This is a genomic window from Streptomyces pseudovenezuelae (assembly GCF_001513955.1).
Lineage (GTDB): Bacteria > Actinomycetota > Actinomycetes > Streptomycetales > Streptomycetaceae > Streptomyces > Streptomyces pseudovenezuelae.
Genome location: NZ_KQ948154.1, coordinates 176674 through 190962, shown reverse-complemented (window position 1 = coordinate 190962; position 14289 = coordinate 176674). Strand labels below are relative to the sequence as shown.

Sequence of the window (14289 nt, the reverse complement as noted above, 5' to 3'; positions counted from 1 at the left end):
ACCCCCGAACAAGGACCGAAGATGACGCGCGTGATCGCGGGCAGATCCGGCGGACGCCGCCTGGCCGTCCCGCCAGGGAACGGCACCCGTCCCACCTCCGACCGCGCCCGCGAAGGTCTCTTCTCCACCTGGCAGTCCCTGCTCGGCGGCCCCCTCCAGGGTGAGCGCGTCCTCGACCTGTACGCCGGCTCGGGAGCCGTCGGCCTCGAAGCGCTCTCCCGGGGCGCGAGCCACACCCTCCTCGTGGAGGCCGACGCCCGAGCCGCCCGCACCATCCGCGAGAACGTCAAGAGCATCGGCCTGCCAGGCGCCGAGGTCCGCGCGGGCAAGGCCGAACAGATCATCCGCACCGGGGCGCCGGCCGAGCCGTACGACCTCGTCTTCCTGGACCCTCCGTACCGAGTCACAGATCACGATCTTCGCGAGATCCTGCTCACACTCCGCACGGAACACTGGCTCACACCGGACGCCCTCGTCACCGTGGAGCGCAGCACCAGAGGTGGAGAATTCGAGTGGCCGCCCGGTTTCGAGGCGGTCAAGGCCCGTCGCTACGGCGAGGGAACGTTTTGGTACGGTCGCGCCGCCTCTACGTGCGAAGACGCACGATGACCGGACCGGAGAGCGAGGGATCTCAAGTGCGCCGCGCCGTCTGTCCCGGGTCGTTCGACCCGATCACCAACGGACACCTCGACATCATCTCCCGCGCCTCCAGACTGTACGACGAGGTCTATGTCGCGGTGATGATCAACAAGTCCAAGAAGGGCCTGTTCGAGATCGACGAGCGGATCGACCTGATCCGCGAGGTCACGGCCGAGTACGGCAACGTGATCGTGGAGGCCTTCCACGGCCTGCTCGTCGACTACTGCAAGGAGCGCGACATCCCGGCCATCGTCAAGGGCCTGCGCGCGGTCAGCGACTTCGACTACGAGCTGCAGATGGCCCAGATGAACAACGGCCTCAGCGGTGTCGAGACCCTTTTCGTGCCGACCAACCCCACCTACAGCTTCCTGTCCTCCTCGCTCGTCAAGGAGGTCGCGACCTGGGGCGGAGACGTCTCCCACCTCGTGCCCCCGAGGGTTCTCGAAGCCCTGAACGAGCGCCTCCACAAGGGCTGATGGGACTACAGTCGTCCCGTCCGTCTCCAACACAGCTGTAGAGAGTGGCGAGCACAGGTGGACGTGCAGAAGAAGCTCGACGAGATCGTCGCCGCGGTCTCCGGCGCCCGTTCGATGCCCATGTCGGCCTCGGTGATGGTCAACCGCGCCGATCTGCTCGCGATGCTCGAAGAGCTGCGCCAGGCCCTGCCCGGCTCCCTGGCGCAGGCCCAGGAGCTGATCGGCGACCGTGAGCAGATGGTCGAGCAGGCCCGCCAGGAGGCCGAGCGGATCATCGGGCAGGCACACGCCGAGCGCGGCTCGCTGATCTCCGACACCGAGGTCGCCCGCCGCTCGCAGGCCGAGGCCGACCGGATCCTGAACGAGGCCCGCCAGGAGGCCGAGGAGGTCCGCGCCGAGGCCGACGACTACGTCGACTCCAAGCTCGCCAACTTCGAGGTCGTCCTCACCAAGACCCTCGGCTCGGTCGGCCGCGGCCGCGAGAAGCTCCTCGGCACGGGTCCCGGCCTCGACGAGAACGGCTACGAGGACGAGGACGCCCCCGAGCGCAGCCACGACCCCGAGACCCTGCGCAAGGACGCCGACACCTACGTCGACGCCAAGCTCGGCGCCTTCGAGGCGGTCCTCGCCAAGACCCTGGAGGCCGTCGGCCGCGGCCGGCAGAAGCTGCACGGCCGTATCGCCTCCGACGACCTCGGCGCCCTCGCCGACGACACCTCCACCGTCCAGCACTCCAGCGACGCCGACTACCTGGCCGACCTCACCGCCCTCGCGGAGCAGGACGCCCGGGCCCAGGCCCGGAACCAGTCCGGGCAGCCGGACTACGCCCAGCAGCCGGCGTACGGCTACCAGCAGCAGACCGACGCCTATGCCGGGTACCAGCAGCAGCCCGATCCGTACGCGCAGCAGCAGGACCCGTACGGCTACCAGCAGGCCGACCCCTACGCCTACCAGGGCTACGACCCGCAGCAGGCCGCCTACGGCCAGCAGCAGGCCCAGCAGCCGCAGCAGCACCAGCCCCAGCAGCACCAGCAGGACTACGCCCTCGACGAGACCAGCCTCTTCGACACCGGCATGATCACGCCGGAGCAGTTGAGGGCGTACGAGCAGGGTCGCGGACAGTAGGAGACCACCGGATTGGGCCGTGAGCGAAAGGTCCAGTATCCTGGCTCTTCGGTCGCGTGTACGTCCGCGATCAACGCTGCCCGGGAACACCGAAGGGCAGCGTCCCTCTGAGCTCGAAGATCGAAAGCAGGAATGGCCCTGAACGCCCGCCTCGACCACCGCAACCCTCTCGTGTTCGACACACACGAGCTGGGGCGGCGTCCTGGCGCGCTGCAGCGCCTGACCCGTGAGATCGACGCTCCCAAGGACCTCGGTATCCAGGGAGTGATCGGAGTGCCGGAAGGCGCCCCGGTCGTGCTCGAACTCCGCCTTGAGTCGGTCATGGAAGGGGTGCTTGTCACAGGCACCGCCCGTGCACAGGCCGAGGGGGAGTGCGTAAGGTGTCTGGAGCCGCTTGAGCTGGCGCTCGAAGCGGACTTCCAGGAGATGTTCTCGTACCCTGACGCCGACGACCGTGGCCGCGTGAAAGCGGAACCGGCCGACGACGCCGAGGAAGACGAGGACAGGCTCTTCATCGAGGACGGCCTGTTCGACCTCGAACCCGTGCTGCGCGATGCGGTGGTGCTCGCACTGCCGATGCAGCCGGTGTGCCAGGACGACTGCCTGGGCCTGTGCTCCGAGTGCGGAGAGCGGCTCACGGACGACCCGGACCACCACCACGACGCCGTCGACATCCGTTGGGCGGCACTGCAGGGACTCGCCGGTTCACTCGAAGACGGCGAGAAGGACGAGATGAGTGGCGAAGCGCCTCGATCGGCGCCCGCCAACGAGAAGCAGGAGAAGTAGCCGTGGCTGTTCCGAAGCGGAAGATGTCGCGCAGCAACACGCGCCACCGCCGGTCGCAGTGGAAGGCTGCGGTCCCCACCCTGGTTGCGTGCGAGCGCTGCCACGAGCCCAAGCTGCAGCACATCGCGTGCCCCGCTTGTGGCACCTACAACAAGCGCCAGGTCCTCGAGGTCTGAGCGGCTGGTGAGAGGCACTGTGTCCACGCCGAAGAAGAACTCGGGCGACAACCAGGCCTCGTCCCACACGCTGTTGGAAGGGCGGCTCGGGTACAAGCTCGAGTCCGCCCTTCTGGTGCGTGCACTGACCCACCGCTCCTACGCGTACGAGAACGGCGGTCTGCCGACCAACGAGCGTCTGGAGTTCCTAGGGGACTCCGTGCTCGGCCTCGTGGTCACGGACACGCTGTACACCACCCACCCCGACCTGCCCGAAGGCCAACTGGCCAAGTTGCGGGCCGCGGTGGTCAACTCGCGTGCGCTGGCGGAGGTCGGTCGCGGCCTGGAACTGGGCTCCTTCATCCGGCTCGGCCGTGGTGAAGAGGGCACAGGAGGCCGGGACAAGGCGTCCATCCTTGCCGACACCCTGGAAGCGGTGATCGGCGCGGTCTATCTCGACCAGGGCCTGGAGGCGGCGAGCGAACTCGTTCACCGGCTCTTCGACCCGTTGATCGAGAAGTCCTCCAACCTCGGTGCCGGCCTGGACTGGAAGACCAGTCTCCAGGAGCTCACCGCGACCGAAGGACTCGGCGTGCCCGAGTACCTGGTCACGGAGACCGGCCCCGATCACGAGAAGACCTTCACTGCTGCCGCCCGCGTCGGAGGCGTCTCGTACGGCACCGGCACCGGCCGCAGCAAGAAGGAGGCGGAGCAGCAGGCCGCGGAGTCCGCCTGGAGGTCCATCCGGGCCGCCGCGGACGAGCGTGCCAAGGCGGCGGCCGAAGCGGCTGTCGAAGCCGTCCAAGCCGCCGAGGACGACGACGAAGGTCCGTCGTCCGTCTCCGCCTGACGCCTGGAAGCCCAGCGCGTCCGGAAGAACAGCGCAGCCGAGCGCCTGCCCCTGAACACCGGGGCGGGCGCTCGGCTCATGCACCGGTCCCTGACGGGGGAGTCCCATGCCCGAGTTGCCCGAGGTCGAGGTCGTACGGCGTGGCCTTGAGCGGTGGGTCGCCCACCGCACGGTCGCCGAGGCCGAGGTGCTGCACCCGCGCGCGGTCCGCCGTCATCTCGCCGGTGCCGACGACTTCGCGCACCGTCTGAGGGGCCACCGCGTCGGCACCCCGAGCCGCCGCGGGAAGTACCTCTGGCTGCCCCTGGAGGACACGGACCAGTCGGTCCTGGCCCACCTCGGGATGAGCGGCCAGCTGCTGGTGCAGCCGCATGCCGCGCCCGACGAGAAGCACCTCAGGATCCGGGTGCGGTTCGCCGACGAGGTCGACACCGAACTCCGCTTCGTCGACCAACGCACCTTCGGCGGGCTGTCGTTGCACGACAACACCCCCGACGGACTGCCCGACGTCATCGCGCACATCGCGCGCGATCCCCTCGACCCGCTCTTCGACGACGACGCCTTCCACCAGGCCCTTCGCCGCAAGCGCTCCACCATCAAACGGGCCCTGCTGGACCAGTCGTTGATCAGCGGAGTGGGCAACATCTACGCGGACGAGGCCCTTTGGCGCTCCCGCCTTCACTACGAGCGCCCCACCGCCGGCTTCACCCGCCCGCGCACGGCCGAACTCCTGGGCCACGTCCGGGACGTGATGAACGCGGCCCTCGCGGTCGGCGGCACCAGCTTCGACAGCCTGTACGTCAACGTCAACGGCGAGTCGGGGTACTTCGACCGGTCCCTGGACGCGTACGGCCGCGAAGGGCTGCCGTGCAAGCGGTGCGGTACGCCGATGCGCCGGCGGCCCTGGATGAACCGGTCCAGCTACTTCTGCCCGAGGTGTCAGCGGGCGCCGCGCGTCACGTCGTAGCGCTCGCGGGCGGCCAGGACGTCGTCCATGCGGCCCTCCACGAAGCGGATGAGGCCCAGCAGGCGCTCGGCGACCTCATGGCCCAGCGGGGTCAGCTCGTAGTCGACCCGGGGCGGGTTGGTGGGCTGGGCCTCGCGGTGCACCAGGCCGTCGCGCTCCAGGCTCTGGAGCGTCTGGGAGAGCATCTTCTCGCTCACGCCGTCGACCCGGCGGCGCAGCTCGTTGAAGCGCAGCGAGCCCTCGTGCAGCGCGCCGAGGGTGAGGGCGCCCCAGCGGCCCGTCAGGTGCTCCAGGGTGCCGCGCGAGGGGCAGGCCTTGGCGAACACGTCGTACGGGAGGTCCCGCGCCTCCGGGGGCTGCTGCGTGGTGTCCATAGCGCGAGGGTACTGGAAGACAGCACTAACCGACAGGTCGCACTAACCAAAAGTTAGTGCGACACCTTGTCGTCGGCAGTTTCTAGTACCCGAAGTCCTGGGTCCACCAGGGGCCGCCCGCACCGAACTGCACGCCCACGCCCAGCGTCTTGAAGTCGCAGTTCAGGATGTTGGCCTTGTGGCCGGGGCTGTTCATCCAGGCTTCCATGACCGAGGCCGCGTCGGCCTGGCCCCGGGCGATGTTCTCGCCGCCGAGGCTGGTGATCCCGGCCTTCGCGGCACGGTCCCAGGGGGTGGCGCCGCTCGGGTCGGTGTGGTCGAAGAAGCCCTGGTCGGCCATGGCCTTGCTGAAGGACTCGGCGAGGTCGCTCAGCGCGCTGTTGGCGGCGACGGGACTGCAGCCGACATTCGCCCGCTCGACGTTGACGAGCCTGAGCACCTCGGCCGCGGCGGCGGCCTCCGTGGAGACCTCCACCGGCGCGGTGGTCTCCTTCTTGGCCGGCTCCCGCTCCTTCTGCGAGGGCGTGGTCTCCGGCTTCTTGCTCGGCGGCGTGGCGGCCGGCTTCTTCGTCGGCTTCTCCGCCGGGGCGGCCGTCGAGGTGGAGGTCGAGGGGGCCGGCGAGGGCGAGGAGGCGCGGTCGGCGTCCCGGCTCGTCGACGAGCCGTCCTCGCGGCTGTCGGCGCTGCCGGAGGTGCCGCCCTGCTCGGCGGGCGAGTTGGTCGGCGAGCTCGCCGCCTGCACGTCACCGCCGGTGGAGCTGCCGCCGCCGAGCTTGTAGTTGTCGAGGCCGGGCACGACGCCCGTGGCGACCGCGACCGTGCCGATGGCGACGGCGGCCGAGACGCCGAGCAGACCGGTCTTGACCGGCGTCACGAGGTTCCTCTTGCGGCGGCGGTGCGAGCCGCTCCGGCGCTGACCGTCGGCGGGCGTGTAGCCCTCGCCCCGGTACAGCGCGTACTCCTCCTCCGACGCGAACAGGTAGGCGTCACTGCGCGCATAGGGGTCGGCGTCCTCGTGGCTCGGGCGGGTCGAGGTGCCCACCGAGGCGAAGTTGTACGAGTCCTGCGGGTCGGATCCGCTCCCGTAGGAGCTGTACGTCTGTGTGACCCCCGTGGCGCGGCCCGTGGCGGCGCGGCCGGCGGCGGAGCGTCGGTGGCGTCCCATGTCCTTGCCTTCCTCGTCTGTTCGTGAGGTCGACGCGTCCCCCCGGTCAACCAGAGTCACAAAACCCACACGATCGAGTGAGTTTCGTATGAGATTCATTGGCAGCGGACAGTACCGCATGCCGCCAGAGGAAGGAGTGTCGGGAGAGACATTGCCCGGTTAGGTTGCAGCCATGAGCGAGGATGTACGACTGGTCGCCTGGGTGCGCGGACGCGTCCAAGGTGTGGGTTTCCGCTGGTTCACGCGGGCCAAGGCCCTGGAGATCGGCGGCCTGAGTGGTTTTGCTCTCAATCTGGACGACGGACGCGTGCAAGTGGTCGCCGAAGGACCGCGCAAGGGCTGTCAGGGACTCCTGGAGTGGCTCCTGGGTGACGACACGCCCGGCCGCGTCGACGGTGTCACCGAGATCTGGGACACACCCCGCGGGGGTTACGACGGCTTCGCCATCCGATGAGCCGGTTCCGCGAAGCGGCCCGGACAGGGCGGCGGAACATGTCGCGGGCGGCTGCCCGGAAGGGAAAGGCGCTGGTGGTTGCCAACACGGCCCGCGCCGTGGCAGGCTCCGCAGCTAAGAATGATCGTCACGCCCCCGGGTCCCGAGGGAGCCGCAGCGCCGCCGTTCCGGGCCGCGCCGGCACGGGTTGCCGCCAATACGGGGCGTGATCGTGTTGACCGTCAAACTTTTTGGTGAGACGCTGAAAGCACCCCGCGCACCTTAGCTGTTTGGCATGGAAGAACGGCAGCAAGAACTCAAAAGTGTCAAGCACCGCGGGTGCGAATCCCTCACGACCCACACCGCATCGGTCGGTCACTCATTGTGGAGGACCATCCATCATGGCAAAGGCGCTTCTCGGTTACGTCGGCGGCTCGGACCCTCGACTCCTCGCCGAGATGCGACGGCTCCAGCAGCGCGTCCAGGACCTGGAATCCGAGCTCGGACGAATCCAGGCGGAGAACGACGCGCTCGCGGCTGCCGCTTCTCACGACAGGATCATGGAGAGCATCGACGCACACCAGGCGGAGCCTGCGCTCACCTGATCGCTGCATCGCTCCACGACAGCTCACGCAGTGGTCGGGCGGCCTGAATCAACCGCTAACCCGTATCAGCCGCTAAGTTGTCAGAGTTTGCAAGGGACGCTTCGGCGTCCCTTCTTTCTTGCCCCCGTGCACCCTTTCACTCTCTTAACGTTTGGTGTGCCCTGCACGTTCAACGGTGAAACCGCGGGGGACAGCGCGTTCATGGAGCGAGACACCCCCGGAAGGTAGAGTCCAGCGCCGTGCACCTCAAGGCCCTGACCCTCCGAGGGTTCAAGTCGTTCGCCTCGGCCACCACGCTCCGGTTCGAGCCGGGGATCACGTGCGTCGTCGGCCCGAACGGCTCCGGCAAGTCCAATGTGGTGGACGCCCTCAGCTGGGTCATGGGCGAGCAGGGTGCCAAGTCGCTGCGCGGCGGCAAGATGGAGGACGTCATCTTCGCCGGCACCACCGGCCGCCCGCCGCTGGGCCGCGCCGAGGTGTCCCTGACCATCGACAACTCCGACGGGGCCCTGCCCATCGAGTACGCCGAGGTCACCATCACGCGGATCATGTTCCGCAACGGCGGCAGCGAGTACCAGATCAACGGCGACACCTGCCGCCTCCTGGACATCCAGGAACTCCTGTCCGACTCCGGAATCGGCCGCGAGATGCATGTGATCGTCGGCCAGGGCCAGCTCGACTCCGTCCTGCACGCGGACCCGACCGGCCGCCGCGCCTTCATCGAGGAGGCGGCCGGCGTCCTCAAGCACCGCAAGCGCAAGGAGAAGGCGCTGCGCAAGCTGGACGCGATGCAGGCCAACCTCGCGCGCGTGCAGGACCTCACCGACGAACTCCGGCGCCAGCTCAAGCCGCTCGGTCGGCAGGCCGCGGTCGCCCGGCGGGCCGCCGTCATCCAGGCCGACCTGCGCGACGCCCGCCTCCGGCTGCTCGCCGACGATCTCGTACGACTGCGCCAGGCGCTCCAGGCCGAGGTCGCGGACGAGGCCGCGCTGAAGGAGCGCAAGGAGGCCGCCGAGCAGGAACTGAAGAAGGCCCTCCAGCGCGAGGCACTGCTGGAGGACGAGGTCCGGCAGCTGACCCCGCGGCTCCAGCGCGCCCAGCAGACCTGGTACGAGATCTCCCAGCTCGCCGAGCGGGTGCGCGGCACGATCTCGCTGGCCGACGCGCGGGTGAAGAGCGCGACCTCGGCGCCGCCCGAGGAGCGGCGGGGCCGTGACCCCGAGGACATGGAACGCGAGGCCGCGCGGATCCGCGAGCAGGAGGCCGAGCTGGAGGCCGCTCTGGAGGCGGCTGAGCACGCTCTGGAGGACACGGTCGCGCACCGCGCCGAGCTGGAGCGGGCGCTTACCCAGGAGGAACGGCGGCTCAAGGACGTGGCCCGGGCCATCGCCGACCGCCGCGAGGGCCTGGCCCGGCTCAGCGGCCAGGTCAACGCGGCCCGGTCCCGCGCCGCCTCCGCCCAGGCCGAGATCGACCGTCTCGCCGCCGCGCGGGACGAGGCCCAGGAGCGGGCGTTCGCCGCACAGGAGGAGTACGAGGGGCTGAAGGCCGAGGTCGACGGCCTCGACGCGGGCGACGCGGAGCTGGCGGAGCAGCACGACGCGGCCAAGCGGCAGCTCGCGGAGGCCGAGTCCGCCCTGACGGCCGCCCGGGAGGCGGTCACGGCGGCGGAACGCAGACGCGCGGCGACGCAGGCCCGCCATGAGGCGTTGGCGATGGGACTGCGGAGAAAGGACGGGACGGGCGTACTGCTCGGAGCGAAGGACCGTCTCACCGGCCTGCTGGGTCCGGCAGCGGAACTCCTGACGGTGACTGCGGGCCACGAGGTGGCGTTGGCGGCCGCGTTCGGCGTGGCGGCGGACGCCCTCGCGGTGACGTCCCCGTCAGCAGCGGCAGAAGCGATCCGCCTGCTGCGCAAGCAGGACGGTGGCAGGGCGTCACTGATTCTGGCGGGGGCCCCCGAGGACGCGCCCTTCAGGGGCGCGGGGAACTGCGCGACCAGCCACGACGGACCCGCGGACGCCACCCATCAGCACGCGGCAGATCTCGTCCGCGCCCCCTCCGACCTGATGCCCGCAGTAAGACGCCTCCTCCACGGAATCGTCGTCGTCGGCACCCTCGAAGACGCTGAGGACCTCGTCTACGCCAACCCCCACCTCACCGCCGTCACCGCCGAAGGCGATCTCCTGGGAGCGCACTTCGCCCACGGCGGCTCCGCGGGCGCCCCGAGCCTCCTCGAAGTACAGGCCTCCGTGGACGAGGCCGCGGCCGAACTCGAAGAGCTGGCGATCCGCTGCGAGGAACTCACCGAGGCCCAGCACATCGCCGTGGAGCACCGCACAGCGGCGGCCGCCCGGGTCGAGGAACTCGGGGAGCGTCGTAGAGCCGCGGATCGCGAGAAGTCGGCCGTGGCCCAGCAGCTCGGCCGGCTCGCCGGCCAGGCGAAGGGCGCCGCCGGTGAGGCCGAGCGCTCCACCGCGGCGGCCGCCCGGGCGCAGGACGCCCTGGAGAAGGCCCTCGAAGAGGCCGAGGAACTCGCCGAACGCCTCACCGTGGCCGAGGAGATGCCGGTCGAGGAGGAGCCCGACACCTCGGTACGGGACCGGCTCGCCGCCGACGGGGCCAACGCCCGCCAGACCGAGATGGAGGCCCGCCTCCAGGTCCGTACGCACGAGGAGCGGGTCAAGGGACTCGCCGGCCGTGCCGACTCCCTCGACCGCGCCGCCCGCGCCGAGCGGGACGCACGCGCGCGTGCCGAACAGCGGCGGGCCCGGCTGCGGCACGAGGCCGCCGTGGCCGGGGCCGTCGCCTCCGGTGCGCGGCAGCTGCTCGCGCACGTCGAGGTGTCCCTCGCGCGCGCGGACGCGGAACGCACCGCCGCCGACGCCGCGAAGGCGTTCAGGGAGCGGGAGCTGACCGCAGCCCGCACCACCGGCCGCGACCTCAAGGCCGAGCTCGACAAGCTGACCGACTTCGTCCACCGGGGCGAGGTGCTCGGCGCCGAGAAGCGGATGCGGATCGAGCAGCTGGAGACCAAGGCGCTGGAGGAGCTGGGTGTCGAGCCGGCGGGCCTGGTCGAGGAGTACGGCCCGCACCAGCTCGTACCGCCCTCTCCGCCGGCCGAGGGCGAGGAACTGCCCGAGGACCCGGAGCATCCGCGCAACCGGCCGAAGCAGTTCCACCGGGCCGAGCAGGAGAAGCGGCTCAAGTCGGCCGAGCGGGCGTACCAGCAGCTCGGCAAGGTCAATCCGCTCGCGCTGGAGGAGTTCGCGGCGCTGGAGGAGCGGCACAAGTTCCTCAGTGAGCAGCTGGAGGACCTGAAGAAGACCCGCGCCGACCTGCTTCAGGTGGTGAAGGAGGTCGACGAGCGTGTCGAGCAGGTGTTCACCGAGGCCTACCGGGACACCGCCCGGCAGTTCGAGGGCGTCTTCAGCCGGCTCTTCCCGGGTGGCGAGGGACGGCTGATCCTGACCGACCCCGACAACATGCTCACCACCGGCGTGGACGTCGAGGCGCGGCCGCCGGGCAAGAAGGTCAAGCGGCTCAGCCTGCTCTCGGGTGGCGAGCGGTCCCTGACGGCCGTAGCGTTGCTGGTGTCGATCTTCAAGGCGCGGCCCAGCCCGTTCTACGTCATGGACGAGGTCGAGGCCGCCCTCGACGACACCAACCTCCAGCGGCTGATCCGCATCATGCAGGAGCTGCAGGAGGCCTCGCAGCTGATCGTGATCACGCACCAGAAGCGGACGATGGAGGTCGCCGACGCGCTGTACGGCGTCTCCATGCAGGGCGACGGGGTGTCGAAGGTCATCAGCCAGCGGCTGCGCTGACCTCCTCTTACTTCAAGAAGTGAACGTATGTGGCGGTCATCTGTCTAAGTTCTCACAATTCACCGCGTTTGAATTTGAGACTTGAAGGCATAAGGTCAGCAACGTTGGATTTACCTTCAGGTACCACCTACCTGGGGACGACTGACCACACCGACAGCGTTGCCGGTGGCCCGAGGAGCAAACGTGACCAGCACAGCACAGGCGTCCGAGCCAGGAGCCCGTACGGCTCACCCCGATCATCTCGGGCATGTCATCTTCATCGCGGCGGCGGCCGCGATGGGCGGATTCCTCTTCGGTTACGACAGCTCCGTGATCAACGGTGCCGTCGAGGCCATCCGGGGCCGTTACGACATCGGCTCCGCGGCCCTGGCGCAGGTCATCGCCATCGCCCTGATCGGCTGTGCGATCGGCGCGGCGACCGCCGGGCGCATCGCGGACCGCATCGGCCGTATCCGCTGCATGCAGATCTCGGCCGCCCTCTTCACGATCAGCGCCGTCGGGTCCGCGCTGCCCTTCGCGCTGTACGACCTGGCGTTCTGGCGGATCGTCGGCGGCTTCGCCATCGGCATGGCCTCGGTCATCGGCCCCGCCTACATCGCCGAGGTCGCCCCGCCCGCCTACCGTGGCCGGCTCGGGTCCTTCCAGCAGGCCGCGATCGTCATCGGCATCGCCATCTCGCAGCTGGTCAACTGGGGTCTGCTCAACGCCGCCGGCGGCGACCAGCGCGGCGAGCTGATGGGCCTGGAGGCCTGGCAGGTCATGCTCGGCGTCATGGTGATCCCGGCCGTCCTCTACGGGCTGCTCTCCTTCGCCATCCCCGAGTCCCCGCGTTTCCTGATCTCCGTCGGCAAGCACGAGCGGGCCAAGGAGATCCTCGCCGAGGTCGAGGGCGACAAGATCGACCTCGACGCGCGCGTGGCCGAGATCGAGCACGCCATGAAGAGCGAGCACAAGTCGACCTTCAAGGACCTGCTCGGCGGCTCCTTCTTCTTCAAGCCGATCGTCTGGGTCGGCATCGGCCTGTCGGTCTTCCAGCAGTTCGTCGGCATCAACGTCGCGTTCTACTACTCCTCGACGCTGTGGCAGTCGGTCGGCGTCGACCCGACGGACTCGTTCTTCTACTCCTTCACGACGTCGATCATCAACATCGTCGGCACCGTGATCGCCATGATCTTCGTGGACCGCATCGGCCGCCGGCCGCTCGCCCTGATCGGCTCGGTCGGCATGGTGATCGGTCTCGCGCTGGAGGCCTGGGCGTTCTCCTTCGACCTGGTCGACGGCAAGCTGCCGGCCGCGCAGGGCTGGACCGCGCTGATCGCCGCCCACGTCTTCGTCCTCTTCTTCGCCCTGTCCTGGGGTGTGGTCGTCTGGGTCTTCCTCGGCGAGATGTTCCCGAACCGGATCCGCGCCGCCGCGCTCGGTGTGGCCGCGTCCGCGCAGTGGATCGCCAACTGGGCCATCACCGCGAGCTTCCCGTCGCTGGCCGACTGGAACCTCTCCGCGACCTACGTGATCTACACCGTCTTCGCTGCGCTCTCCATCCCGTTCGTCCTCAAGTACGTCAAGGAGACGAAGGGCAAGGCGCTGGAGGAGATGGGCTGACGGCCCCCGCGAACCCGGGGGGAGGGGCCAACACCCCGCCGCCCTTCTCCCCGAACCCTCCGCTGCCCCCGGTCCGGCAACCGCCTGGACCGGGGGCAGCGGTGTTCCTCGGCCCTGCGGGCAGGAAGCGCGCACCCGAGCGAGCCTGCGAACTCCGAGCCCCCGCAACCGTCGTCGCGCGCCGGTACTCGAAGCCGCCGGCGCCGGCTCAGCCGTGCAGTTCCGGAAGCACGCGGTCCGCGAACAACCGCAGACTCCGCCAGCCCTCCTCCACCGGCATTCCGCCGGCCAGCGGATGCAGGACGAGGTTGTCGAGGTCCAGTTCCACGCATTCCTCGGGCGTGAGGATCCGGTACACGCCCTCCGCGCGCAGTTCGTCCACCGACGTGGCCGCGGAGCGGACCGCCGAGCGGATGTCGCCGGACTGCCAGGAGGCGTACGTCCGGGCCTCGTGCAGGAAGTGCTTCCCGTGCCGGTCCCACACCTCGTCCGGGTCCTCGGCGATGTGCAGCAACGGCGTCTCGGCCGTCGGCATCATGGTCCAGCCCTCGGTGCCGTACTCGACGAGCCGCTCCTTGTAGTACGCCTCCAGCTCCGGCAGGTGCGCGCTGGGGAAGAAGGGGAGGCCGAGGCGTGCGGCCCGGCGGGCGGCGGCCTTGGAGGAGCCGCCGACCAGGAGGAGGGGGTGCGGGTCGGTGAAGGGACGCGGGGTGACCCGTACGGTACGGCCGCGGTACTCGAACTCCTCGCCGGTCCAGGCCTTCAGTAAGGTCTCCAGCAGCTCGTCCTGCAGGCGGCCGCGCCGCCTCCACTCCACGTCGAACAGGGCGTACTCCTCGGGCCGGTACCCGATCCCGGCGACCGTCACCAGCCGGCCGCCGCTCAGCAGGTCCAGCACGGCGATCTCCTCGGCCAGGCGGAGCGGGTCGTGCAGCGGGCCGATCACGGCGGAGACGGTGACCGCGATCCTGCGCGTCGCGCCGAACACCGCGCCCGCGAAGGCGAACGGCGACGGCAGCCAGTTGTTGTCGACGCCGTGGTGCTCCTCGGTCTGCACGGTGGTGATGCCGTGCTCGTCGGCGTACGCGGCCATGTCCAGGGCGGCCCGGTAGCGGGCGCTGAGGGAGGCGGGCGTCGCGCCGGGCTCGACGAGGTTGAAACGCACGACCGTGACGGGCATGGGGGTCCCCCTTCACCGGGCGGGTGGTGCGGGGACGGTAGCTGACGAGACGTCAGATTGCCATGGGGGCGGCACGCACGCGCCGGGGTCGGGGTGTGACGTGGT

At 69.8% G+C, this 14289-nt stretch carries 14 protein-coding genes; 11 read left to right on the top strand and 3 right to left on the bottom strand.

Annotated features, from left to right (window positions below):
- Nucleotides 1–21 precede the first annotated feature (21 nt).
- The 7 genes from rsmD to mutM all read left to right on the top strand — a co-directional run bounded on the left by rsmD (nucleotide 22) and on the right by mutM (nucleotide 4998).
- Entirely contained in the window at nucleotides 22–609 is a 588-nt protein-coding gene (rsmD, locus tag AQI94_RS39445; RefSeq protein WP_031041203.1) for a 16S rRNA (guanine(966)-N(2))-methyltransferase RsmD, read from the top strand.
- 26 nt (nucleotides 610–635) lie between these two features.
- Nucleotides 636–1115 (top strand): pantetheine-phosphate adenylyltransferase, encoded by a 480-nt coding sequence (coaD, locus tag AQI94_RS39440; RefSeq protein WP_007384940.1) that lies wholly within the window; start codon nucleotides 636–638, stop codon nucleotides 1113–1115.
- Between the two features lie 57 nt (nucleotides 1116–1172).
- Nucleotides 1173–2240: an ATP synthase F0 subunit B gene (locus tag AQI94_RS39435; protein WP_031041206.1), complete on the top strand. Its 1068-nt coding sequence runs from the start codon at nucleotides 1173–1175 to the stop codon at nucleotides 2238–2240.
- 132 nt (nucleotides 2241–2372) lie between these two features.
- The gene (locus tag AQI94_RS39430; RefSeq protein WP_031041209.1) at nucleotides 2373–3026 is read left to right on the top strand and encodes a YceD family protein; all 654 of its coding nucleotides are present in this window, start codon (nucleotides 2373–2375) and stop codon (nucleotides 3024–3026) included.
- Nucleotides 3027–3028: 2 nt separating this feature from the next.
- Nucleotides 3029–3202: a 50S ribosomal protein L32 gene (gene rpmF / locus AQI94_RS39425; RefSeq protein ID WP_006139588.1), complete on the top strand. Its 174-nt coding sequence runs from the start codon at nucleotides 3029–3031 to the stop codon at nucleotides 3200–3202.
- A 19-nt stretch (nucleotides 3203–3221) separates the two neighbouring features.
- Complete coding sequence (gene rnc, locus AQI94_RS39420) at nucleotides 3222–4031, top strand: ribonuclease III (protein ID WP_031041213.1); 810 nt, start codon at nucleotides 3222–3224, stop codon at nucleotides 4029–4031.
- A gap of 106 nt (nucleotides 4032–4137) precedes the next feature.
- Nucleotides 4138–4998, top strand: coding sequence for a bifunctional DNA-formamidopyrimidine glycosylase/DNA-(apurinic or apyrimidinic site) lyase (gene mutM / locus AQI94_RS39415; protein WP_031041217.1), 861 nt, complete (start codon nucleotides 4138–4140; stop codon nucleotides 4996–4998).
- Here the strand turns inward: mutM and AQI94_RS39410 are convergent.
- The gene (locus tag AQI94_RS39410; protein WP_031041219.1) at nucleotides 4971–5372 is read right to left on the bottom strand and encodes a winged helix-turn-helix transcriptional regulator; all 402 of its coding nucleotides are present in this window, start codon (nucleotides 5370–5372) and stop codon (nucleotides 4971–4973) included. The two genes, mutM and AQI94_RS39410, sit on opposite strands and share 28 nt — an antisense overlap.
- Nucleotides 5373–5454: 82 nt before the next feature.
- The gene (locus AQI94_RS39405; protein WP_031041222.1) at nucleotides 5455–6537 is read right to left on the bottom strand and encodes a CAP domain-containing protein; all 1083 of its coding nucleotides are present in this window, start codon (nucleotides 6535–6537) and stop codon (nucleotides 5455–5457) included.
- A gap of 172 nt (nucleotides 6538–6709) precedes the next feature.
- Between AQI94_RS39405 and AQI94_RS39400 the strand changes: the two genes are divergently transcribed.
- The 4 genes from AQI94_RS39400 (at nucleotide 6710) to AQI94_RS39385 (ending at nucleotide 13004) form a co-directional block, all read left to right on the top strand.
- Entirely contained in the window at nucleotides 6710–6991 is a 282-nt protein-coding gene (locus tag AQI94_RS39400) for an acylphosphatase (protein WP_031041224.1), read from the top strand.
- Nucleotides 6992–7371: 380 nt separating this feature from the next.
- Nucleotides 7372–7575, top strand: coding sequence for a hypothetical protein (locus AQI94_RS39395; RefSeq protein WP_031041227.1), 204 nt, complete (start codon nucleotides 7372–7374; stop codon nucleotides 7573–7575).
- A gap of 239 nt (nucleotides 7576–7814) precedes the next feature.
- Nucleotides 7815–11402, top strand: coding sequence for a chromosome segregation protein SMC (gene smc / locus AQI94_RS39390; RefSeq protein ID WP_031041230.1), 3588 nt, complete (start codon nucleotides 7815–7817; stop codon nucleotides 11400–11402).
- Nucleotides 11403–11585: 183 nt separating this feature from the next.
- Nucleotides 11586–13004: a sugar porter family MFS transporter gene (locus AQI94_RS39385; RefSeq protein ID WP_031041234.1), complete on the top strand. Its 1419-nt coding sequence runs from the start codon at nucleotides 11586–11588 to the stop codon at nucleotides 13002–13004.
- A 208-nt stretch (nucleotides 13005–13212) separates the two neighbouring features.
- Here AQI94_RS39385 and AQI94_RS39380 read toward each other — a convergent pair whose 3' ends face one another.
- Complete coding sequence (locus tag AQI94_RS39380; protein WP_031041237.1) at nucleotides 13213–14184, bottom strand: LLM class flavin-dependent oxidoreductase; 972 nt, start codon at nucleotides 14182–14184, stop codon at nucleotides 13213–13215.
- Nucleotides 14185–14289: the final 105 nt, after the last annotated feature.

Bases quoted from the DNA above. Each gene is read 5' to 3' on its own strand.
- rsmD (WP_031041203.1), top strand. From the start codon at position 22: ATGACGCGCGTGATCGCGGGCAGATCCGGCGGACGCCGCCTGGCCGTC.
- AQI94_RS39430 (WP_031041209.1), top strand. From the start codon at position 2,373: ATGGCCCTGAACGCCCGCCTCGACCACCGCAACCCTCTCGTGTTCGAC.
- mutM (WP_031041217.1), top strand. From the start codon at position 4,138: ATGCCCGAGTTGCCCGAGGTCGAGGTCGTACGGCGTGGCCTTGAGCGG.
- AQI94_RS39410 (WP_031041219.1), bottom strand. From the start codon at position 5,372: ATGGACACCACGCAGCAGCCCCCGGAGGCGCGGGACCTCCCGTACGAC.
- AQI94_RS39405 (WP_031041222.1), bottom strand. From the start codon at position 6,537: ATGGGACGCCACCGACGCTCCGCCGCCGGCCGCGCCGCCACGGGCCGC.
- AQI94_RS39400 (WP_031041224.1), top strand. From the start codon at position 6,710: ATGAGCGAGGATGTACGACTGGTCGCCTGGGTGCGCGGACGCGTCCAA.
- AQI94_RS39395 (WP_031041227.1), top strand. From the start codon at position 7,372: ATGGCAAAGGCGCTTCTCGGTTACGTCGGCGGCTCGGACCCTCGACTC.
- AQI94_RS39380 (WP_031041237.1), bottom strand. From the start codon at position 14,184: ATGCCCGTCACGGTCGTGCGTTTCAACCTCGTCGAGCCCGGCGCGACG.